The organism is Fructilactobacillus frigidiflavus, from assembly GCF_044054575.1.
Taxonomy (GTDB): Bacteria; Bacillota; Bacilli; order Lactobacillales; family Lactobacillaceae; genus Fructilactobacillus; species Fructilactobacillus frigidiflavus.
The window spans coordinates 1,536,398-1,552,168 of sequence record NZ_CP168716.1 but is presented as its reverse complement, the minus strand read 5'-3'; the positions used below and the strand labels follow the sequence as shown (position 1 = coordinate 1,552,168).

The following is a 15,771-nucleotide window of genomic DNA, read 5'->3' as shown; positions in this document are numbered from 1 at the left end:
TGTAACAAGATGGCGCTTAATTTAAAAGATTACGTAGCTAGTTATCCTGATTTTCCTGAACCAGGTGTGCTATTTCGTGATATTTCTCCTTTATTGGAAAACGGTGAAGCATATAAACAAGCTACCAATGAAATTGTAGATTATGCAAAGAAAATTGGGGCGGAAGTAATCGTTGGACCAGAAGCCCGTGGCTTTATCGTTGGTTGTCCAGTTGCTTATGAATTAGGAATTGGATTTGCCCCAGCACGGAAGAAGGGAAAGCTCCCTGGTAAAACGGTTAAAGAAACCTATGGCCTAGAATATGGACAATCAGCCCTCTATTTGCACGAAGATGCGATTAAGCCTGGCCAAAAAGTCTTAGTTACTGATGATTTATTAGCAACTGGTGGTACTTTAGCTGCGACAATTAAGCTAATTGAAGATCTTGGTGGAATTGTAGTTGGTACCGCATTCTTAGTTGAATTAACAAATCTGCACGGACGTGATAAACTAAAAGGGTACGATATTCTTAGTTTAATGAAATATTAAAATTAAAAAACTACTTAGGATTACTAAGTAGTTTATGCTGGAGGATTGGCAGAGTGGTAATGCACCGGACTCGAAATCCGGCGAACCAAGCTTATACTTGGCGCGCAGGTTCAAATCCTGTATCCTCCTTTTGATTAGTATTTATCCTTATTCATTCGTTGTAGAAACGTTGTTGTAGCAACATTCTTAAAAAATAACATCGAATAATTAAGAATGAAAATGAATTTTTTTTGCACTAATTTTGCACTAGAGAGAACCTAATTTTTTTAGGTTCTCTTTTTTTGTTTGCAATAAATTACCAATTGATTTTTCTATCTTTTCATCAGATTGTTGTTTATATTCATCAATCAAGTAAGAATAAACTCTGGTTGTGGTGCTTATATCAGAATGTCCTAATCTTTTACTTATTACATAAATATCAAATCCTTCATACATTAAATAAGCAACGTGTGAATGACGTAAAGAATGAAAATGAAATCCATTTCTATTTATATTCAAATCTGATAAAGCATTTTTTAAAACCTTATTAACTGCTGATGAAGTAGGGATAGTTCCATATTGATTAGTGAAAACTTGCTTATTTTTGTTTGTTTTCAATTCTTTAATGATTGTTAATATTTCATCATTAACTTTAATAATTCTTTTTGATGATTCATTTTTGGTTGGTTGAAATTTATTAAGCTCGCTATTCCAAGTTTTATTTATATTTATCGTCTTAAAATTGAAATTAATATCATCCCAGGTTAATCCTTGAACTTCTCCAAGTCTCATACCAGTACATAAAGTAAGTAAAATCATATATTTTGAAGTGAAATTTTTATTTTTTGTATTGATCAGTAACTTAGTTAATCGTTTTAATTCGTCAATATTTAAATAATCAATTTTACGTTCGTTTTCTTTGTTAAAAGATATTTTAGTTCTTTTTACAAAATCTTTTTCAAGCTTACCATCATAGATTGCATCCTCTACACAAGCATGAACTAAAGCATTGAATTTTGTAACAGTTGATTTTGAATGCTTTTTTCCATACTCAACTAACAAATTTTGATATATTTCTCTATTCATATTAGTTAATTTTTGATTAGGTAGGTATTTCATTAAGTTATTTCTAACTTGTATATATGTTTTTTTAGTTCTTTCAGATACGTTCGGTTCTTTATAAATTTGAAACCAATTCCAAAAATAATCATGGAAAAGCGGGGATTCATAACTTTCAAATTTTGAATTGTTTGGATTAACGTTAAAGTTTGAAACGTAAATTTGTGCTTCCTTTTTAGTATTAAAACCATTTTTATTTTTTGTTCGATACTTACCTTGGCTATCTTTGTATGAAATTCTGACCTGCCATTTATTGTTACGTTTTTGAATACTTGCCATGTAATATCCTTTCAGAACGTATGTTCTATAAATTGTGTAAAAAATAAAAAGCCATGCGAAAATGACTAATTATTTTATTTGATTATTTCAACTTGTAAACTTTTTGTCCTAGAACGGTGTTATCGTAACCTTTAGTTGCTTTTAACGTTACGGGTGTCTTATCATCTGATAATTCATAAGATACAGCATTTTCAACAGTACCATTCTTTTTGATTTGTGCAATTTGTGAGTCTGAATATGCTTCATCAGGTAATGGTCCAGTTTTTAGTTCATTTACTTTGTTTTTATCATTATCTTGGTAAACATGGAAAACTGCGTCCCATGCTGAAATTGGATCTATATCTTTATCGGATAAATTAGTTGCCTTATACCAAAAAGCAATTAATGGTTTTTGACCATCTTCATTTCCTTTTTCTCCAGGATTTATAACTTTCGTTTTAGTAATTTCAACTTTTACATCGTGTAACTTCGCAGTTTTCCCATCAAAGTAATACTTTTCTTGTTTAGGCTTGGTTACTGTTTCACTCTTGCTTGAGGATTTACTAGAGCTATTCGTCGAACAACCGACTAAGGTAATTGAAACTAGTAGTGCAGCTGAGGCAAGCATAATTTTCTTGATCATATGTATCTCCTATATAAATTAGTTCAGCTTTTAAAGTCATCCGTATCTGGACTAATCCATTAATTATAAGGTTCAAAGGCTGAAATACTACATCTACAATCTTTATGAACTGGTAAATTAGGTAATTTATTTATTTTGTAAATGCCCGGTCCATATTTATTATTTTTTGTAGCAATTTCATTGCATAATTCGCAGCAATCTTTGCTTGCTATCCAATGACAATATTTTATATCATATTTTTTAAAACTTTTAATTTGATTAGATGTTTGTTTTTTCGCAATTAGATCTCTATTATCTTTATTCATTTTAATGCCTTCAAAATATTTATTATTATTTGGCTTAAAAACATATCTAAGCAAAAATGAATATAATTTTTCAAAATTCAATAGTTTAATCTCCAATTATAAACTTTGATTAGGGTAACCATAAGCAAGTTGCAAATCGTAATAAGTTTCTGGAAGATGGCCATATTCTTCCTTGTATAGGCCAATCAACAATTCTTTGGCAAATGAATCTGCTTGGTATTCGTATTGGTTCTTTACACGTTTATTAGAAATGTAGTAGTTGGCCAATTCGACATGTTCAATTGCATGTCCCAATTCATGAGCGCAAACAAAATATTTTTCATCAGAGTATTTTAAATCGTCATTTAATAGAATAATAGGGGAACCCAAGACATTTATAGTGTCGCCTTTGGGTTCTTCCTTGAAATTCCACCACTGAACGTCTATATCCAATAATTCGGCCAAAAGAAATGGATCAGACGTTTTAAATTTTTCAGTTAATGACTTAACAGTTTTATTCATTCTTTCCATAATTGTTTAAATCTCCATTTTGTTTCTTTTTCTTTTGAAGCTCATTCCAGAATACTTGAGTTAGAACTTGAGTTACTCGTTCTCTTTGTTCCTTGTCTAATTCAACACCTTTGAATGTCATTTCTCCGTTAGTTTCTAAGAACTTATCTAGTTCAAGTACATCGTTTTCATTTGCCCACTCAGGCTTATTTGAAGTTTCAGATGATGAACTTTCTAAGCCTGCTAGCTTAAATATCTCTTCTTCTGAAATTCCAATTCCTTTAGCCAACTTTCTTAAAGTTTCTGGCTTAGGTATGTTACGGTCTCCATTTTCCAATTTAGAAATATATGCGTAGGAAATTCCAGAACGCTGTTCAGCTTTACGCAATGAATATTTATGTTTTTTTCTTATGTTTCGTATTTCATTACCAAATTCTTTAGCATTCATTTTAGAACTCCTAGTTTGTTGTTGTTAGATTGTTGTTGTCATAATAATAACAACCTATTGAGTTTTTGTGTACAAAAATATAAAAAAATAAGCAAAAATGGTTGTCAAAAGGATACGAAGCTGTTATAGTTATACATGTAATAAAGAACTAAGGAGGTGTAACAAATGAGCAGAAAATTAATTATCGATAATGATAAATTAAACAAATTGCTTTTAGAAAAGGGAATGAACAAGTCCATGCTTGCTAAGAAGTCCGGCATTACTCCTAATTATATTTATCAAATTATTTTAGGAGTACGGAGTCCAAGTAATAAAACGGCAGGAGCTATTGCTAAAACTTTGGGAACTCCAGTTACGGATATTTTTTTTACAAACCATGTATCCAAAAGTACAACAAAAAGTGAGGCGATTTAAATGTCACTTGACGAGTTACTAAAAAATAACATTCTTAACTTTTTTCACCAAATTCTTGAGTTAGGCAAAAAGACAGCTAACGACTCAGAAGTTATGAACCAAAAACAGTTAATGGAATTTCTGTGTTGTGGAGACTCAGGAACGCTGAAAAAGTATTATACGTCAAAGCCTGACTTTCCTACTTATGAATTTCAACCTAATCGTTGGACTAAAACTCAGGTTAGAGAATGGCTCGCAAAACACACGGTTGAATATAAGGAGACGATTTAAATGAGTGAAGGATTAGCAAACTGCTTACTATTAGCTTTAATTCCATCTGTAGCAATCAATTGCTTAGTTGCGATTAATTGGCTTGATGAAAAGAAGCTGGAACGTGAGCAACGTAGAGAACGCATGAAGGGCAATCATTTTAAGGAGGTGAGATAAATGGATGATTTAGAACAAGCTCAGCAAATCATGAATGAGCTAGAAAATAAAATCGGCAAGAAAAAAATACTTTTGAAATATGATGAGCATTTGACAAAAACGTATGACGGAATTTGGGAAATGAAAGTTAAGTGGACCATAAGTGGTGAAATTGACTGGATTCCAATTGATATTGAAACTGCTGAACACGTTAAAAACGAAATGGAGAAATAAAATGACTGAACAAAAAAACGATTCAAAAGTAATTCTAAAAATTGTGGTAACGGAAGACGAAGCACACATCGAACATCATATTCACGGCTTGCTAGAAAAGGCACAGGTTGTCGCTGTTTTAGATAAGGAAATTGCTGACTTAGCAAAAGAAGATAGAGTCTTCGCAAAATCTATCTTAGGTGGTCTGATTAGTAATTGCGGAATAACTAAAGATGATTTTGACAAAGTTCAAAAAATGCAAAAATTAGCTTCTGGAATTTCAAAATTAATTATTGACGCTATGAAAAATACTGAAGAAAGTGGTGAAAAATAATGGAATATGAACTTTCAGAGAAACAGTTTAACCAATTAAAAGACAAAGGAATTGCAATCAACATTAGAGGACAAAACCTTATAGACATTGTAGAAGATAAACAAATTTTATTGACTATCAAAAAGGAAACTAAATTCAGCGATTCAGAAATGAAAAAAATCGGGAATCATCTTAAATCAATCAGAAGAGATACGGGGTTGTCTAAGTCAGAATTTGGCAAACAAATTGAAACTGATGGAATTTTCATTCCCGAATCGGCTATCAACGATTGGGAACAAGGTAAAGTTCTAATTCCGCAAAAATATTTAAACAGCTTGTTTGAAAAATTTGATTCTGATGATGAGTTGTTGAAAAGTATTTATTCAAAAAATAATAAGAAATCTAACAATGAAAAAGTTACAAATGATGAAAAAATTCCTAACAAAATTAGTAACTTTATTATTAAAAGACAAATTAATATGCCACAATTTATCGCTTTATTTCAATCAACGATTTCATCGACGGCAATTAATAATTGGAAGAATGGCAACACATCACCACATGGCAAATATTTAGACTCACTTAATCAAGTTCTATCACTTAATAAAAATCAGATACAAAAAATATTGTCGGATGAGTATTCTTTATATTCAATTGGTCAAAGAATCAAAAATCTTATGAAGCTCAATTCTGTTAGGACCATTGATATAGCGGAAATAATTGATATTCCACAGCCAATGGTTAGTGATGTCAAATTAGGATATAAAGAGCTCGAATATAACCAATATCAAGATTTGGCAGATTTTTTCGGAGTATCAATTGATTATATTTTAAAAGGTGAAAAGTAATGATTAATTTCTTAAAAAAGTGCATAAAAAAAGAGCCTTCACGCTGCAACGTGAATAGCTCAGAGTTGTTGTTATTATCAAATCTTCAACATCTCAATTCTAACTGTCGTAACTAAATAAATCAAGAATTGGAGAATAACATGGCTAACGAAATTATCAAAATTAACGATGAAACAAGTATCGAATTAATTCCAGCACAAATCAAAGTTAATGGACTGGATAAATTAGAAGAGTTTGTAGCGAATGCTAACAAACGTGCTACTAGCTTAGTTGTGACGGAGCAAACGTTCAAAGGCGATAAAAAGTACCGAACAACTCTAAACAAGCTAGGAGATAGACTTAAGCGTATCAGAATTGACTCTAAAAATGAATTGTTAAAACCTTACTCACCTTTTGAGATAAAGATGAAAGAATTAGAGAGTTCAGTTGCTAATAGTTCAAGTCAAATCAATGTTCAAGTTGCCTATTTTGAAGAACAACAACGTGAAGCAAAGAAAGCGAAGATTGAAGACTTTATCGCAATTGCTGCTCCCAACTACAACTGTGAACCACAAGAAGTTGAAATTGATGACAAGTGGCTTAACAAGTCTACTAGCAACAAAGCTTGGCAAGAAGCAGTCACCGAACGGATGGCATTAATTAAAGAGAATAAAGAACATCGCAAAGCTGATGAAGAACAGCTAAAAATGACTGCTGATTTGCTCGGAGTTGATGCAACACCTTATATCAATTACCTAAATCACGATATGAGCGTCATCGACATTCAAAAAGCGACGAAAAATGATATCGAACGTCAAAAGGCACAACGGGCTGAACGTGAAGCTAGCGAGAAAGTAGTCCATAACAGAGTTGTTGATAAAGCAACGGGAGAAGTCAAAGCCAAAGTTCAGTCAGTTACTTTGAAGCTAACTGGAACATCTGACAAGTTGAATGCTTTAAGACATTACCTTGATAACAATGGAATTAAGTTTGAAAGAGTGGGTGATTAGCATGGAAATGAGCGAGAAAAAGAGTGAAATCTTTAAAGCTTTGAATGCGTTTCGCTTGAAGTTGAAGCAACCCAAAAAAGACAAAGTTAATCCGTTTACACATAGCAATTATGTTGATATGTCAGGTGTTACCAAATCAATTGATGAAGCATTAGACGGTACAGGGATAGCTTACTTTCAAAATCCCATAGCAAATCCACCACAAAATTACGTTGGGATTGAAACAATCATTACTCATGAGTCAGGCCAATACATTATATGCGATCCATTTATCGCTCCGGTAATGCCGAACAAAAAAGGCAATAGAACCGCACAAGAATTTGGTTCTGCCAAAACATACGCAAGCAGATACTCTTTAGCTTCTGCATTTGGTATTTCTGATGGAACTGATGATGATGGAAATTCAGCAAGCAATTCACAATCTAATAATCAACGACCAAAGCAACCATACTCACAAGCTAATCGAAACCAGCATCCTAAGAAACAACAACCTAAAGTACCCACGGCTGAGCAATTACAAGAAGCAAGAACTACGATTGCTAAAAAAGCAGTTAAATTAGACAAATTGCTTAATTTATCAAGTGGTACAACTGCTTCATTAATCGTTAATAGCTATGGCTACAACGGCGATACAACGGATGTTGCTTTAATCAAAAAGGTAAATGATTACTTAACTGATGAAATAGAGAAGCAAGAAACAATTCAACCACAAGAAGGAGTAGCTAATGATTAATACAGTAGTCCTAACAGGACGATTAACTAAAGACGTTGATTTGAAATACACGCAATCAGGAACCGCAGTTGGCCAATTCAATTTGGCCGTTAATCGCTCATTTAAGAGCAGCAACGGAGAACAGGAAGCAGACTTCGTTAATTGCGTTATCTGGCGTAAACCAGCCGAAACTCTGGCAAATTTCGTTCATAAGGGTACGTTAATCGGAGTTGAAGGTCGGATACAAACTCGAAACTACGAAAACAATCAAGGCCAGCGAGTTTACGTGACCGAAGTTGTAGTTAGCCAGTTTACTTTCCTAGAACCTAGACAAGGTGGAACTCAATCAAACGGCTTTGAAAATAACAACTCAAACAACGGACAAATTGATGTTCAGGACTCAGACCTTCCATTCTAGTTAGGAGTGAGTAAATGGCAAAAATCAAAAAGAATTATAAACGTGGATACACGGTCACTGATAACCAATTAATCGAAGATGACAGATTGAGCTGGAAAGCTCGGGGCGTATTCACATATCTTTGGGCACAAAGTGAAGACTGGGATTTCTACGAGTTAGAAGTAACTAAGCATGCACCTGATGGACGAGACTCGCTAAGATCTGCTTTAAAAGAGCTAGAAAAACACGGTTACTTAAAAAGAAAAATGAAACGAAACAAAGGTAATTTTTCTAAATACGATTGGATATTATCTGATACACCGATGTTGGATTATCCCACATCGGAAGAACCGACATCGGAAAACCCCACATCGGATAATCCGACACTAACAAGTACTAAAGAAATAAGTACTAATAAAACAAATACTAATAGTAATAAGAATATGTCGAGTTCTGTCGAACACGACGATATCTCCGCAAAAGTGATTGATTACTTGAATGAAAAAGCTGACAGACATTTTAGAAAAACTGCAGCTAATAAGCGATTGATCAATGCACGAGTTAAAGAAGGCTTTGAGCTTAAAGACTTCAAGCGAGCAATCGATACTAAGACTGCTCAATGGGCTAAAGATACAAAGATGAGTAAGTATCTGCGGCCAGTTACTTTGTTCAATACTTCGAAGTTTGAAGGTTATGTAAATGAGCAGCAGCTGCCACAAGGAACTAATGCTAATCGTGGCTTGAATGTTAGAGAGACTTTGCCAGATTGGGCACAAGAAGGCTATGAGTATCAGCCTAAACAGAAAGTAACGGCTGACGACATCAAGCTGGAGGAAGGAGAGTTACCGTTCTAATGGCTAGAAGTACTAAAGAAAAAATTGAAATGTCGATGTACCTTGCGTGGATGTTAGATAAATTCAATCACCACGAACACTACGATGTTGGCAGTGAGCCAACTACTGATCAGAGACGCAAATTGTTTAAAGTAATTTGCAAACAAAGCAATCTGTCGGCTGAAGAGTTGACCGCCAAGCTAATTAATGGCGATTTTAGCGGTCGTCAAATTCAGAAATTTATTTGCCAAGAAAGAGGATGTGAAAATTATGAGAAATGTACAGAAGTTTGATTTCGAAGGAATAGATGTTCGGACCACTATTGTTGATGGTGAACCAATGTTTGTTGCTAAAGATGTTGCGGGAGCATTGGGATACAAAGATACTAGAAAAGCTGTATCTGCCCATGTGGATATTGAAGATAAAGGGGAGGGGCGAATCGCCACCCCCTACGGTAACCAAAATATGACAGTAATTAATGAGTCGGGAATGTATTCTTTAATTCTTTCTAGTAAGTTACCAAGTGCGAAAAAAATTCAAACGTTGGGTAACTAGTGAAGTTCTACCTAGCTTGAGAAATAATGGCGTTTATATGACCAAGAACGCAGCAGTCGATTTCATGAAAGACCCACGCAAATTGGCTGAAATGCTTACTGAGTTCGCTGATACAAAAGACAAGTTGAAAGTCACTGAACAAGAAAACGAAACTATGAAGCCTAAGGCGTTGTTCGCTGACGCAGTAGCAATCAGTAAAGGAACTATCCTAATTCGCGAGTTAGCCATTCTACTTAAACAAAACGGCTTAAATATTGGCGAAAAACGATTGTTTGAACGGCTTAGAAATGACGGATATTTGGTTAAACGCCACGGTTCAAGCTTTAATAAACCAACGCAAAGAGCAATGGACAGAGGCTTGTTCAAAGTTACTGAGTCAATGTTCACTCACAACAGTGGCAAACCTGGTATTGGTTTAACTCCACGAGTTACTGGTAAAGGGCAACGTTATTTTGTTGATAAGTATTGTCCACGCAACATGGAGTTGAAGGAGGTTAGCAATGGCTAGAGTGGCTATGAGTCCAAAAAAGAAAGCAGTTACTATTCTTGAGGACTATGCTAATTCGATTAAAGCAAAGGGAATTAATTTCCCGAAACCAAAGAACGAGAAAAGGCTAGCTTTGTTATCAATTAGTTGGCTAGAAGATGAATACCGCGATGATAGTGAAGATAACTTACTTTTAAATCGTTCTTCAATCAACAATATTCCTGAGTCTGACAAACGGTTCAAAGCAGCACGGTTTCTTCTCAGACTGGAAACTAAGCAAGACGACATAATGGAACGCTCGACAGTTTATTCTGCCTATGATCTCAGTGGCAAAAAGATTATGGCGATGACTAACCTGCGTGAATTGGTTAAACGTTTGAATAAATACTTCGATGGTAATTACCACATTACTCAATACTCAGTTGAAAAAGAATTACAAGCTGGCAAGTGTGGCTTTGATTGGGGACGGCTGGAAGTCCATAAAAAAGAAAGTGAGAATTAAAAATGTTTGAACAAGGAAAAGTTTATGTGATTGGTGCGACTGATGACGAAGGAATTACTCATCTTTACAATCCAGGTAAAGGTCGTGGTGCGGGCATAGAAAAATTTAAGGGATTTCTAAGCTATGAAAGTGCTAAAAGGTCTTTGAAATCTGCTAATAGACATAGAAATGAAGTTCTTAAATATACTGGCACATACACCGACGAATACAGGGAAGAATTGAAAAATGGTTATGAAATCATTGAATTACTTGTCCCACATCCATATCAGTTAGCAGATTAGGAGATTAAAAATGAGTAAAAAGCCAAAGAAGCGTAAGAAATCAGCAATCAAGAAAAAGAAACGACGGATGTTAGAAGCAAGGGTTGTTAATCAAGAAAAGTATGAATACATGCAAAAGCTCAACAAAGAAGAGTTGAAAAAGTCGAGAGCTGAGGAAAGAAAGCAGTGGAATGATCCACTGCACAATTATTAGGAGAATTTTCATGAACAAAAATTATGACAAAAATATCACAGGTACTATATTTAACAAATCAATGATTGATGAACGTGGAACGGTTTATCTCGGAGGTTTTTGGAGAGATATCATTGGTGATTTTAAAGAAATTAATGTTGTTACGGGATTTGATTGGGATAAAAACACTCTTTATATCAATGGTGCTACAAAAGAATCATCTGATAATTATGTAATTAAATTGCCATTAGTTGATATTGATGGTAAAGACAACTTTCTTATTGATGGAAGTGGGTACTGGGATATGACAGATTTCATTGGTGAAGCCAACCGATACACAATGCAAGAAATCGAAAGCGACCCACAATTAGCACCGCTTAAACAATTTGCAGTGAAAGTTAAAGACTTATGATTTTCTATCTTTACTTTTTTCTAGCGTGGATCAGTGATCACATCGAGTTAATAATTGTAATTCCAATTGTTTGGATAATTGAAGTTCTTATCGGTCGCTTGGTCGTAAGGTGGTACGAAAATGGCAAAAAGTCTAACAGGTAAATTAGTCAGTATTAACGGCTCTAAAGTAACTGTTGAACTGAGTGATGAAATAGATATGGATATGTTGAAACGTTTCTCAGCGGGAAAACGGGCACAGATTGAAGTGTTTATTAATGACGGTCGGACTATTACTGTTGAACAACGACATAAAATTTATGCGTTGCTGCATGATATGTCAGATTACACGGGATATTGGCCTGATGATTGCAAGTATCTGATGAAGTCTGATTTTGTTGAAACAATGAGACATCCGAAAAACTTCAGTTTGGCCGACTGCTCAGTTAGTTTGGCTAATGAGTTCATGACGTTTATTATCGATTTTCTTGTAGCTAACGAGATACCTTTCAAGACAAAGGTTTTTGACGAGATACAAGGGAACTATGGACTAGTCAGACGTTGCGTTGAAAACAGAACGTGCATTATCTGTGGCCGCCCTGGAGCAGACATCGACCATTTCAAAGCAATCGGAGCTGGGCGGAACAGAAGGACTATTAATCAAACTGGAATGGAAGCGTGGAGCTTATGTCGACTTCACCACCAAGAGCGACATAACATTGGGATTGTTTCATTTGCTCAGAAGTACCAGATTAAACCGATCAGACTCGACAAAGAGCTGATTGAAAAATTGAATTTAACTAATAAAAGAGAATTGGAGAAGCAAGATGTTAGTAACAGAAATTAATCAAGTTCTGAAGCTTGGCATGAAGCCAAAAGAATTTGTCGCTTATGTCAGACAAATCACGCCTATTGCAGGAATTGAAAAAGAGCTTACACCAACCACAAATTCTAATGGTCATGGCGACTTCATTATTACTGAACGTGGGCAGCGGATGATAGTAGACCTGCTTATATCTATGTCTGAAACAGATGTTCAACAACAGAAATATATGAAAAGATTTTGTAATGTTTTATTGCGTTGGCATCGGGAAGGCAGCAGCGGTGAAACAAAATGAAAAATAAATTTATCAAAATCAAGTTAACTAGTGGCAAAGAAATTGTGATGAAAAAGTCACGGATTAGATACGTTGTCTATCACAGAGTTGACGGTCAGAAAGTAGTTGGATGTTTGGCTACTAAGACGAAGTGCGTTGACGGAGTTATGATTGCTAACCAGCAAGAAATCGTTGAACAGTTGGAAGATTATTTTAGGAGTAAGAAATGAAAAAATTAAAAAGTTTTATTAAAAAACCATCAATTTTAGCAGCATTTTATGTAGTGTTATGGGTTGGATTATATTTTGTGTTTGATTTGGTAGCAGACTTTATTAAAAATATGTTTGGTAGAAATGTACAGTCAATAATATTAGCTTCGTTTTTAGTTTTGCTGTTATATGTACTTGCTTATTCAAGCATCAAAGGAGATAAGAAATGAAAATCAGAGTAACTATTGATACTGATGTGGATAAAATCACTCCACAATTAGAATTGTTAGAAAAACCAAAGTCTCTTGAAGAAGTAAGAGATTTTTCCGACGCATTAGTACAGGCAGGTATTTTATTTTTCGTAAAGGCTTTCCAAGATGCAGGAATAGCCGTTCCAACTAAAATGTTGAAAGGGAAATACAAGAAAATTGTTGATATGTGCTTGGAGGGAAAATGATGGACGAAGTAGCAGAAAAATCTATGAAAGAACCAATCAAAAAAATATTTAGACCACAAACTGTTTCATTAACTTTGAAACACGGTTTAAGTTCTGATGAATACGATGCTAAATTTATTTATTTGGGTATGAAGCTAAGTAAATTTAGATCACATTTTGAATACAGATATACGAGTAAAGCTCCATTGGCTAAGTTATTAGCTATTGATGATTCACATTTAGAAGAAGGTATCTATTTACGTTTTAGCAATGGAACGGTTATCAATATTCCCTTTAGTGAAGTTGCTGCTATTGAAAGTGGAACTAAAAGCGAGGGGGAATATTAATGACTAAAAAAGAAATTGAATTGCCAGTAATTCCAGATTGGGTTGCTAAATATCTTCAAGTTATGGAAGACGGTGCCTTTGATATTTTCCCCGCATACGATACTTTTATGCAGTTAACAAATGCTATGAAGCAAGCATATAAAGATTATGAACAAAATCCAGAAAAAGTTAAAAAAGATTTTTATGTTAGTTCGCTAAAAGAATTGAACGACAGATATATATGGTTATTTGTTAATGTGGATGATGTTTTCACTGCGATTATGTACGGATACGAGGTAAAAGATGACTAAACAAATGCTATGTAATTTTTGCCACGACAGAAGTAACATTAAGCAGCCAATTTTAATGTTGCTTGCGGATGGCGAAAGTCCTGACTATTCGAATAATTTCGCAATTAATCCAGTTAACAACAAGCTTGAAGTTAATAAAAAGGATTACGCAGTTGGGTATAAGATAAAAGTTTGCCCAGTTTGTGCAAGGAAGTTGAGTGATTAGTTATGACAGCATTAATTAATTTTTATCTGACGGTAAGGTTTTTAGTGATTTGGGTAGTTTTGCTTGGTGACGGACTGCTTATATTTACTTGTATTCTTGGCATTATTATCACGATCACAGAAATTTATGACGACATGAGAACATGGGAATTTTTAAAAACCGATTTATTATTTTTTCTATTTCTTATTATCTTATTTTTAATGTCATTATTCTTCATGACTTGTGCAGTCACTTATGGTTGGAATCCGACTTTGCCTAGCATATGGGTGGATAATTAATTGCATAAAAAAAGCCCACCATTAAATGGCAGACGTCAGCAGATATTGTCATTATACCATTTTAACGGAGGTCATTATGCAACTATTCCCAGAAGTCGACGAAAAGAAAACGATCAAGAACGCCAAAAACTTTTTTAAAAAGCAACTACCTAGAATGATGACGCAAGCAAGAATTAGTTCATTAAGTATCCAGTCTCCGTCAATCTCTGACATGCCGTCAGGTGGTGCATATGGCAATTCAAATGAGAATAAGTATGTATTAATGCTACAGCGTCAAAAAGATGTAAGAGAAGTATTTTCAACACTTAAGGGTATGAATAAACTTCAAGGTTACATTCTTAATGCTGTGTATCTCGAAGGCAGAGAAGACTGGAAGATTGCCCAAGAAATTGGATACAGCCAGTCAAGGTATCATGATTTAAAGAACTTAGCGCTAATTAACTTTGCTTGTGCATTAGACGTGTACGATGTCGACTTAACCGTTTACGATGATTAAAAAATCGGAGTTTTGTCGGAGTTTTATCGGTGCGCGATAGGTATTGCGATGTGTGATAATTGTAGTGTGGAAGATTTGAGATAGTTCTTTGCTTTACGCTTTCAAGTATTCTATTGACGAATTGATGCACACTCCAATTAAAATGGTAGCGAGTATAGTTAGGACTAATGGGGCGGTTCGAATCCGCCACTCGTTATATAGGGACATCCGCTGGGGTGTCTTTTTTGTATGAAAAGTAGAAAGAAAATGAAATGGGAATATTTTTACTATATTTTAGCTTTTGCAAATTTTGTATGTGTTGTGTCTGATTTTCGCGCTAATGATTATGGGATGTTTGCTATGAATGTATCGGTTATGCTTCTTATGCTAGTTTGTGCAATTAGTGGCAATTAAAAGTACGATATAATTATTCTTAAGGGAGTGATTATATTGAAAAGATTATGGAAGTTTTTTAAAAAGATTCGGAAGACAAATTTGCTTGTAATTGCTGCTTTTTTATCTATTATTTCACTTGTTTGTTCTTCATCTTTAGGAATGGCACTGTTTGCTTACGGAAATCCAACTAATAATGATAAATTATCTTTTGCTGGTTCGCTAATTGGTAGCTCCGTTGTTATGTTTTCATTAGTTTTAGCAGGATTACAATTGGACTATCAACTACGGGAAGAAAGAAAAAATTCTTTTGAATCAGCAATAAATGTTGAAAACTACAAACAATTATTTGATATCGCTAATCAAATCGGTGCTTATGCAGATGAATTAGTTGAGATAGAGTATCAATTATCTTACACAAGTGTAGACGATTTAAAAAATAAAATTACTGAGTTTGACAATAGATTTTCTAAATCCATGAGTTATTTAAACAACAATTTTTATTCAATTCTAACTTACTATAACGAAAATAAAGAATATAAAGAGCAATTTAATGATCTATATTGCAAAGCAATTAATAACCGTTTAAACATACAAAATCCAACTTCTAAAGAATTGCAAAAAACAAAAAACAATTTAGTGACATTCGAAGATGATTTGATTACTTTGAAAAATTATATTATTTTCGTTTGTACTAAAATTCTTAAGTAGAACTCGCAGGAGTTCTTTTTTATTACATAAAATTAAAGGGGGTGAATGAT

General features: G+C 34.1%; 34 protein-coding genes and 1 tRNA gene. 30 read left to right on the top strand and 5 right to left on the bottom strand.

Features of this window, described 5'->3' with window-relative positions:
* The first annotated feature begins 9 nt into the window (after positions 1–9).
* Together ACEPSS_RS07945 and ACEPSS_RS07940 are read left to right on the top strand one after the other, a co-directional pair.
* The gene (locus ACEPSS_RS07945; protein WP_395318956.1) at positions 10–528 is read left to right on the top strand and encodes an adenine phosphoribosyltransferase; all 519 of its coding nucleotides are present in this window, start codon (positions 10–12) and stop codon (positions 526–528) included.
* Between the two features lie 39 nt (positions 529–567).
* Positions 568–657, top strand: a tRNA-Ser gene (locus tag ACEPSS_RS07940).
* 117 nt (positions 658–774) lie between these two features.
* On the opposite strand, the gene ACEPSS_RS07935 is transcribed toward ACEPSS_RS07940, so the two are convergent.
* The 5 genes from ACEPSS_RS07935 to ACEPSS_RS07915 all read right to left on the bottom strand — a co-directional run bounded on the left by ACEPSS_RS07935 (position 775) and on the right by ACEPSS_RS07915 (position 3,769).
* The gene (locus ACEPSS_RS07935; RefSeq protein ID WP_395318954.1) at positions 775–1,905 is read right to left on the bottom strand and encodes a tyrosine-type recombinase/integrase; all 1,131 of its coding nucleotides are present in this window, start codon (positions 1,903–1,905) and stop codon (positions 775–777) included.
* Positions 1,906–1,987: 82 nt separating this feature from the next.
* Positions 1,988–2,527 carry a DUF5067 domain-containing protein gene (locus tag ACEPSS_RS07930; RefSeq protein ID WP_395318952.1) on the bottom strand — a complete coding sequence of 180 codons (540 nt, stop codon included), beginning with the start codon at positions 2,525–2,527 and terminating at the stop codon, positions 1,988–1,990.
* A 59-nt stretch (positions 2,528–2,586) separates the two neighbouring features.
* Positions 2,587–2,913: a hypothetical protein gene (locus ACEPSS_RS07925; protein WP_395318951.1), complete on the bottom strand. Its 327-nt coding sequence runs from the start codon at positions 2,911–2,913 to the stop codon at positions 2,587–2,589.
* A 15-nt stretch (positions 2,914–2,928) separates the two neighbouring features.
* Positions 2,929–3,342, bottom strand: a complete 414-nt coding sequence (locus ACEPSS_RS07920; protein WP_395318949.1) for an ImmA/IrrE family metallo-endopeptidase — start codon at positions 3,340–3,342, stop codon at positions 2,929–2,931.
* On the bottom strand, positions 3,326–3,769 hold the full coding sequence (locus ACEPSS_RS07915; RefSeq protein ID WP_395318948.1) for a helix-turn-helix domain-containing protein: 444 nt from the start codon (positions 3,767–3,769) through the stop codon (positions 3,326–3,328). The genes ACEPSS_RS07920 and ACEPSS_RS07915 overlap by 17 nt, the downstream gene beginning before the upstream one ends.
* 165 nt (positions 3,770–3,934) lie before the next feature.
* Between ACEPSS_RS07915 and ACEPSS_RS07910 the strand changes: the two genes are divergently transcribed.
* The 28 genes from ACEPSS_RS07910 (at position 3,935) to ACEPSS_RS07775 (ending at position 15,721) form a co-directional block, all read left to right on the top strand.
* Positions 3,935–4,183, top strand: a complete 249-nt coding sequence (locus ACEPSS_RS07910; RefSeq protein WP_395318946.1) for a helix-turn-helix transcriptional regulator — start codon at positions 3,935–3,937, stop codon at positions 4,181–4,183.
* Entirely contained in the window at positions 4,184–4,453 is a 270-nt protein-coding gene (locus ACEPSS_RS07905) for a hypothetical protein (RefSeq protein ID WP_395318944.1), read from the top strand.
* Positions 4,454–4,609: a hypothetical protein gene (locus ACEPSS_RS07900; protein ID WP_395318943.1), complete on the top strand. Its 156-nt coding sequence runs from the start codon at positions 4,454–4,456 to the stop codon at positions 4,607–4,609.
* Positions 4,610–4,822 carry a hypothetical protein gene (locus tag ACEPSS_RS07895; protein ID WP_395318941.1) on the top strand — a complete coding sequence of 71 codons (213 nt, stop codon included), beginning with the start codon at positions 4,610–4,612 and terminating at the stop codon, positions 4,820–4,822.
* 1 nt (position 4,823) lies between these two features.
* Positions 4,824–5,135 (top strand): hypothetical protein, encoded by a 312-nt coding sequence (locus ACEPSS_RS07890; protein WP_395318939.1) that lies wholly within the window; start codon positions 4,824–4,826, stop codon positions 5,133–5,135.
* Positions 5,135–5,962, top strand: coding sequence for a helix-turn-helix domain-containing protein (locus tag ACEPSS_RS07885; protein ID WP_395318937.1), 828 nt, complete (start codon positions 5,135–5,137; stop codon positions 5,960–5,962). The genes ACEPSS_RS07890 and ACEPSS_RS07885 overlap by 1 nt, the downstream gene beginning before the upstream one ends.
* Positions 5,963–6,102: 140 nt before the next feature.
* Positions 6,103–6,951 (top strand): DUF1351 domain-containing protein, encoded by an 849-nt coding sequence (locus ACEPSS_RS07880; RefSeq protein WP_395318936.1) that lies wholly within the window; start codon positions 6,103–6,105, stop codon positions 6,949–6,951.
* 7 nt (positions 6,952–6,958) lie between these two features.
* Entirely contained in the window at positions 6,959–7,684 is a 726-nt protein-coding gene (locus tag ACEPSS_RS07875) for an ERF family protein (RefSeq protein ID WP_395318935.1), read from the top strand.
* On the top strand, positions 7,677–8,081 hold the full coding sequence (gene ssb / locus ACEPSS_RS07870; protein ID WP_395318934.1) for a single-stranded DNA-binding protein: 405 nt from the start codon (positions 7,677–7,679) through the stop codon (positions 8,079–8,081). Before ACEPSS_RS07875 ends, ssb begins: the two co-directional genes overlap by 8 nt.
* Before the next feature lie 14 nt (positions 8,082–8,095).
* A complete protein-coding gene (locus tag ACEPSS_RS07865; protein ID WP_395318932.1) occupies positions 8,096–8,914 on the top strand; it encodes a conserved phage C-terminal domain-containing protein in 819 nt (272 codons plus the stop codon).
* Positions 8,914–9,186 carry a hypothetical protein gene (locus ACEPSS_RS07860; protein ID WP_395318930.1) on the top strand — a complete coding sequence of 91 codons (273 nt, stop codon included), beginning with the start codon at positions 8,914–8,916 and terminating at the stop codon, positions 9,184–9,186. Before ACEPSS_RS07865 ends, ACEPSS_RS07860 begins: the two co-directional genes overlap by 1 nt.
* Positions 9,164–9,448, top strand: a complete 285-nt coding sequence (locus ACEPSS_RS07855; RefSeq protein WP_395318928.1) for a Bro-N domain-containing protein — start codon at positions 9,164–9,166, stop codon at positions 9,446–9,448. Before ACEPSS_RS07860 ends, ACEPSS_RS07855 begins: the two co-directional genes overlap by 23 nt.
* Positions 9,417–9,956 (top strand): phage antirepressor KilAC domain-containing protein, encoded by a 540-nt coding sequence (locus ACEPSS_RS07850; RefSeq protein ID WP_395318926.1) that lies wholly within the window; start codon positions 9,417–9,419, stop codon positions 9,954–9,956. The genes ACEPSS_RS07855 and ACEPSS_RS07850 overlap by 32 nt, the downstream gene beginning before the upstream one ends.
* Positions 9,949–10,437 (top strand): hypothetical protein, encoded by a 489-nt coding sequence (locus tag ACEPSS_RS07845; protein WP_395318925.1) that lies wholly within the window; start codon positions 9,949–9,951, stop codon positions 10,435–10,437. The genes ACEPSS_RS07850 and ACEPSS_RS07845 overlap by 8 nt, the downstream gene beginning before the upstream one ends.
* Before the next feature lie 2 nt (positions 10,438–10,439).
* Entirely contained in the window at positions 10,440–10,718 is a 279-nt protein-coding gene (locus ACEPSS_RS07840) for a hypothetical protein (protein WP_395318923.1), read from the top strand.
* Positions 10,719–10,728: 10 nt separating this feature from the next.
* Entirely contained in the window at positions 10,729–10,911 is a 183-nt protein-coding gene (locus ACEPSS_RS07835) for a hypothetical protein (RefSeq protein WP_395318921.1), read from the top strand.
* Positions 10,912–10,921: 10 nt separating this feature from the next.
* Positions 10,922–11,302 (top strand): hypothetical protein, encoded by a 381-nt coding sequence (locus tag ACEPSS_RS07830; protein WP_395318919.1) that lies wholly within the window; start codon positions 10,922–10,924, stop codon positions 11,300–11,302.
* A gap of 120 nt (positions 11,303–11,422) precedes the next feature.
* Complete coding sequence (locus ACEPSS_RS07825) at positions 11,423–12,127, top strand: putative HNHc nuclease (RefSeq protein ID WP_395318918.1); 705 nt, start codon at positions 11,423–11,425, stop codon at positions 12,125–12,127.
* Entirely contained in the window at positions 12,108–12,398 is a 291-nt protein-coding gene (locus ACEPSS_RS07820; RefSeq protein ID WP_395318916.1) for a hypothetical protein, read from the top strand. Before ACEPSS_RS07825 ends, ACEPSS_RS07820 begins: the two co-directional genes overlap by 20 nt.
* A complete protein-coding gene (locus ACEPSS_RS07815; protein ID WP_395318914.1) occupies positions 12,395–12,607 on the top strand; it encodes a hypothetical protein in 213 nt (70 codons plus the stop codon). The genes ACEPSS_RS07820 and ACEPSS_RS07815 overlap by 4 nt, the downstream gene beginning before the upstream one ends.
* On the top strand, positions 12,604–12,816 hold the full coding sequence (locus tag ACEPSS_RS07810) for a hypothetical protein (RefSeq protein WP_395318913.1): 213 nt from the start codon (positions 12,604–12,606) through the stop codon (positions 12,814–12,816). Before ACEPSS_RS07815 ends, ACEPSS_RS07810 begins: the two co-directional genes overlap by 4 nt.
* Complete coding sequence (locus ACEPSS_RS07805) at positions 12,813–13,043, top strand: hypothetical protein (RefSeq protein WP_395318911.1); 231 nt, start codon at positions 12,813–12,815, stop codon at positions 13,041–13,043. The genes ACEPSS_RS07810 and ACEPSS_RS07805 overlap by 4 nt, the downstream gene beginning before the upstream one ends.
* Entirely contained in the window at positions 13,040–13,369 is a 330-nt protein-coding gene (locus ACEPSS_RS07800; RefSeq protein ID WP_395318909.1) for a hypothetical protein, read from the top strand. The genes ACEPSS_RS07805 and ACEPSS_RS07800 overlap by 4 nt, the downstream gene beginning before the upstream one ends.
* Complete coding sequence (locus ACEPSS_RS07795) at positions 13,369–13,659, top strand: hypothetical protein (RefSeq protein WP_395318907.1); 291 nt, start codon at positions 13,369–13,371, stop codon at positions 13,657–13,659. The genes ACEPSS_RS07800 and ACEPSS_RS07795 overlap by 1 nt, the downstream gene beginning before the upstream one ends.
* A complete protein-coding gene (locus tag ACEPSS_RS07790) occupies positions 13,652–13,864 on the top strand; it encodes a hypothetical protein (protein WP_395318905.1) in 213 nt (70 codons plus the stop codon). The genes ACEPSS_RS07795 and ACEPSS_RS07790 overlap by 8 nt, the downstream gene beginning before the upstream one ends.
* 303 nt (positions 13,865–14,167) lie before the next feature.
* Positions 14,168–14,638 (top strand): ArpU family phage packaging/lysis transcriptional regulator, encoded by a 471-nt coding sequence (locus tag ACEPSS_RS07785; protein ID WP_395318903.1) that lies wholly within the window; start codon positions 14,168–14,170, stop codon positions 14,636–14,638.
* Positions 14,639–14,866: 228 nt separating this feature from the next.
* Positions 14,867–15,031: a hypothetical protein gene (locus ACEPSS_RS07780; RefSeq protein ID WP_395318901.1), complete on the top strand. Its 165-nt coding sequence runs from the start codon at positions 14,867–14,869 to the stop codon at positions 15,029–15,031.
* Positions 15,032–15,067: 36 nt separating this feature from the next.
* Positions 15,068–15,721, top strand: coding sequence for a hypothetical protein (locus tag ACEPSS_RS07775; RefSeq protein ID WP_395318899.1), 654 nt, complete (start codon positions 15,068–15,070; stop codon positions 15,719–15,721).
* Positions 15,722–15,771 lie beyond the last annotated feature (50 nt).

Excerpts from the sequence above, each read along its gene's own strand:
- ACEPSS_RS07805 (WP_395318911.1), top strand. The coding sequence starts at position 12,813 with ATGAAAATCAGAGTAACTATTGATACTGATGTGGATAAAATCACTCCA.
- ACEPSS_RS07860 (WP_395318930.1), top strand. The coding sequence starts at position 8,914 with ATGGCTAGAAGTACTAAAGAAAAAATTGAAATGTCGATGTACCTTGCG.
- ACEPSS_RS07905 (WP_395318944.1), top strand. The coding sequence starts at position 4,184 with ATGTCACTTGACGAGTTACTAAAAAATAACATTCTTAACTTTTTTCAC.
- ACEPSS_RS07880 (WP_395318936.1), top strand. The coding sequence starts at position 6,103 with ATGGCTAACGAAATTATCAAAATTAACGATGAAACAAGTATCGAATTA.
- ACEPSS_RS07815 (WP_395318914.1), top strand. The coding sequence starts at position 12,395 with ATGAAAAATAAATTTATCAAAATCAAGTTAACTAGTGGCAAAGAAATT.
- ACEPSS_RS07865 (WP_395318932.1), top strand. The coding sequence starts at position 8,096 with ATGGCAAAAATCAAAAAGAATTATAAACGTGGATACACGGTCACTGAT.
- ACEPSS_RS07935 (WP_395318954.1), bottom strand. The coding sequence starts at position 1,905 with ATGGCAAGTATTCAAAAACGTAACAATAAATGGCAGGTCAGAATTTCA.
- ACEPSS_RS07810 (WP_395318913.1), top strand. The coding sequence starts at position 12,604 with ATGAAAAAATTAAAAAGTTTTATTAAAAAACCATCAATTTTAGCAGCA.
- ACEPSS_RS07845 (WP_395318925.1), top strand. The coding sequence starts at position 9,949 with ATGGCTAGAGTGGCTATGAGTCCAAAAAAGAAAGCAGTTACTATTCTT.
- ACEPSS_RS07785 (WP_395318903.1), top strand. The coding sequence starts at position 14,168 with ATGGCAGACGTCAGCAGATATTGTCATTATACCATTTTAACGGAGGTC.
- ACEPSS_RS07855 (WP_395318928.1), top strand. The coding sequence starts at position 9,164 with ATGAGAAATGTACAGAAGTTTGATTTCGAAGGAATAGATGTTCGGACC.
- ACEPSS_RS07895 (WP_395318941.1), top strand. The coding sequence starts at position 4,610 with ATGGATGATTTAGAACAAGCTCAGCAAATCATGAATGAGCTAGAAAAT.
- ACEPSS_RS07790 (WP_395318905.1), top strand. The coding sequence starts at position 13,652 with ATGACTAAACAAATGCTATGTAATTTTTGCCACGACAGAAGTAACATT.
- ACEPSS_RS07945 (WP_395318956.1), top strand. The coding sequence starts at position 10 with ATGGCGCTTAATTTAAAAGATTACGTAGCTAGTTATCCTGATTTTCCT.
- ACEPSS_RS07840 (WP_395318923.1), top strand. The coding sequence starts at position 10,440 with ATGTTTGAACAAGGAAAAGTTTATGTGATTGGTGCGACTGATGACGAA.
- ACEPSS_RS07825 (WP_395318918.1), top strand. The coding sequence starts at position 11,423 with ATGGCAAAAAGTCTAACAGGTAAATTAGTCAGTATTAACGGCTCTAAA.
- ACEPSS_RS07795 (WP_395318907.1), top strand. The coding sequence starts at position 13,369 with ATGACTAAAAAAGAAATTGAATTGCCAGTAATTCCAGATTGGGTTGCT.
- ACEPSS_RS07900 (WP_395318943.1), top strand. The coding sequence starts at position 4,454 with ATGAGTGAAGGATTAGCAAACTGCTTACTATTAGCTTTAATTCCATCT.
- ACEPSS_RS07830 (WP_395318919.1), top strand. The coding sequence starts at position 10,922 with ATGAACAAAAATTATGACAAAAATATCACAGGTACTATATTTAACAAA.
- ACEPSS_RS07910 (WP_395318946.1), top strand. The coding sequence starts at position 3,935 with ATGAGCAGAAAATTAATTATCGATAATGATAAATTAAACAAATTGCTT.
- ACEPSS_RS07800 (WP_395318909.1), top strand. The coding sequence starts at position 13,040 with ATGATGGACGAAGTAGCAGAAAAATCTATGAAAGAACCAATCAAAAAA.
- ACEPSS_RS07780 (WP_395318901.1), top strand. The coding sequence starts at position 14,867 with ATGAAAAGTAGAAAGAAAATGAAATGGGAATATTTTTACTATATTTTA.
- ACEPSS_RS07920 (WP_395318949.1), bottom strand. The coding sequence starts at position 3,342 with ATGGAAAGAATGAATAAAACTGTTAAGTCATTAACTGAAAAATTTAAA.
- ACEPSS_RS07875 (WP_395318935.1), top strand. The coding sequence starts at position 6,959 with ATGAGCGAGAAAAAGAGTGAAATCTTTAAAGCTTTGAATGCGTTTCGC.
- ssb (WP_395318934.1), top strand. The coding sequence starts at position 7,677 with ATGATTAATACAGTAGTCCTAACAGGACGATTAACTAAAGACGTTGAT.
- ACEPSS_RS07885 (WP_395318937.1), top strand. The coding sequence starts at position 5,135 with ATGGAATATGAACTTTCAGAGAAACAGTTTAACCAATTAAAAGACAAA.
- ACEPSS_RS07915 (WP_395318948.1), bottom strand. The coding sequence starts at position 3,769 with ATGAATGCTAAAGAATTTGGTAATGAAATACGAAACATAAGAAAAAAA.
- ACEPSS_RS07890 (WP_395318939.1), top strand. The coding sequence starts at position 4,824 with ATGACTGAACAAAAAAACGATTCAAAAGTAATTCTAAAAATTGTGGTA.
- ACEPSS_RS07820 (WP_395318916.1), top strand. The coding sequence starts at position 12,108 with ATGTTAGTAACAGAAATTAATCAAGTTCTGAAGCTTGGCATGAAGCCA.
- ACEPSS_RS07835 (WP_395318921.1), top strand. The coding sequence starts at position 10,729 with ATGAGTAAAAAGCCAAAGAAGCGTAAGAAATCAGCAATCAAGAAAAAG.
- ACEPSS_RS07930 (WP_395318952.1), bottom strand. The coding sequence starts at position 2,527 with ATGATCAAGAAAATTATGCTTGCCTCAGCTGCACTACTAGTTTCAATT.